Annotated in this window: 2 protein-coding genes; one reads left to right on the top strand and one right to left on the bottom strand. The window is 42.1% G+C overall.

The annotated features are described in order from the left end of the window. Positions 1-17 precede the first annotated feature (17 nt). Positions 18-1,124 carry an RNA-guided endonuclease InsQ/TnpB family protein gene (locus M2R47_RS09315; RefSeq protein ID WP_249102514.1) on the bottom strand — a complete coding sequence of 369 codons (1,107 nt, stop codon included), beginning with the start codon at positions 1,122-1,124 and terminating at the stop codon, positions 18-20. Positions 1,125-1,172: 48 nt separating this feature from the next. On the opposite strand from M2R47_RS09315, the gene tnpA reads away from it, so the two are divergent. Then, positions 1,173-1,583 carry an IS200/IS605 family transposase gene (gene tnpA / locus M2R47_RS09310; RefSeq protein WP_046701032.1) on the top strand — a complete coding sequence of 137 codons (411 nt, stop codon included), beginning with the start codon at positions 1,173-1,175 and terminating at the stop codon, positions 1,581-1,583. Positions 1,584-1,667 lie beyond the last annotated feature (84 nt).

Raw genomic sequence — 1,667 nt, 5'->3', positions numbered from 1 at the left:
TTGACTTCCTCCCCTCGCTAAACCGAGGGGATTCCTACTGCTAGACGGTCAAGCCCGACCGCAAGAATGTTCTTACTAGCATTGATATCTCTATCATGCCATGTGCCACACTTCGCACAAGTCCATTCTCTTATTCGCAAACCTGCTCTACCTTTCGGACTGTTGCTGTCGATTTGACCGCAACACGAACAAGTTTGGGTAGTGTATTTTTCAGATACGGTTTCTAAGCGACAACCTGCATTCTTACATTTGTAGGTCAGTTGTCGTTTGAGTTCAAACCAGCTAGCATCGTAAACCGATTTGGCTAGTTTGCCTTTTTTGCTGTTAAATTGGGTAGTTTTAACGTCACCAACCACGATTAGAGCATTTTCTTTGACTAATTGGGTGGTGAATTTATGTATCAGGTCTTGGCGTGTGTTTTTGATTTTGGCATGGATTGCCTTGACACGCTGTTTGTTTTTGGCACGTTGGGCTGTGGCTAACGCTTTGGCATATTTTAGGGTTTGTTTGATTTGTAGCTTGTCGCCGTTTGAGGTAGTGGCACTGTCTTTTAAGCCCAAATCTATGCCAAGACTACCAGTTCCACACGATTGTTTCGGATAGTCTTTGACCGTAATGCACGCATACCAACGGTTACGGCTGTCTTGCACAATCTCAAGGGTGTTAATTTGGTATAGCGACAGGTTGTAGCTGTCCCACAGGTCAATGATTAGCTTTTGCCCTTTGGCTAAGCTTAGTTGTAGGGCGGATTTTAAGCCTTTTTTACCAGTTTGGTGGGTAGCGATGTGTTTAATGGCGGATTTTTTAAACGGTATCCAACCGAGCGATTTACGCTTAGACTTTGGGTTATTGGTACGCCATGATAGTTTGGGTTTTTTAAACTGTTTACGGCTTTTAGCGTGGGTTTCATTGATGGCTTGAATGGTTTGAGAGTGTAAGCCAAGTAATTCACCGCTACCTTTGGTGTATTCGTTTAGGTCATAGGCGGAAAAGAATTTGCCAGTACGCTGTAAATATTTAAAACTCAAGTCATTCACATAATTCCACACAAAATTGACCGAACCGCTTAGGTGGTTTAGTTGGTCTGTGTGTTTATCTCGTATGCGTAGCTTGAGTGTTTTCATAGGTTTAAGTATAATTGGATTTTTATATTTTACAGTTGGTCTAATTATATGTCAAATGATTTAAGACGTGGTAGGCATGTTGTTTACAATCTTCATGTGCATTTGGTCTTTGTTGCTAAATACCGCAGAAAAGTATTCACCAAAGAGATTTTAGATGATATGCAGGTTATCTTTGAGGAAGTTTGTTCAAAGTTTGAGGCACAATTAGTTGAGTTTGATGGTGAATGCGACCATGTGCATTTATTGGTGGTTTATCCGCCTAAAGTGGCTATTTCTAGTTTGGTAAATAGCTTGAAAGGCGTGTCTAGTCGGTTATTGCGTAAAAAAGAATATCCGTCCATCAAAGGGCAGTTATGGGGTGGTGCGTTGTGGTCACCTAGCTATTTTGCAGGTAGTTGTGGTGGTGCTCCAATTGAGATTATCCGCCAGTACATTGAACAGCAGAATACACCACACTAAACAACGTCCATGCGTAAGCATGATTGCGGAGTTGCCTTATATCCACCGCCTGAAGTCGGTGGTTTTACGGCAACGGAGGATAAA

It is taken from the genome of Moraxella oculi, from assembly GCF_023336735.1.
Classification (GTDB): Bacteria; Pseudomonadota; Gammaproteobacteria; order Pseudomonadales; family Moraxellaceae; genus Moraxella; species Moraxella oculi.
The sequence above is the reverse complement of the archived record's forward strand: the minus strand, read 5'-3'. Positions and strand labels throughout refer to the sequence as shown.

What these genes read in the sequence shown, in the direction of transcription:
- M2R47_RS09315 (WP_249102514.1), bottom strand. Translation starts at nt 1,124, where the DNA reads ATGAAAACACTCAAGCTACGCATACGAGATAAACACACAGACCAACTA.
- tnpA (WP_046701032.1), top strand. Translation starts at nt 1,173, where the DNA reads ATGTCAAATGATTTAAGACGTGGTAGGCATGTTGTTTACAATCTTCAT.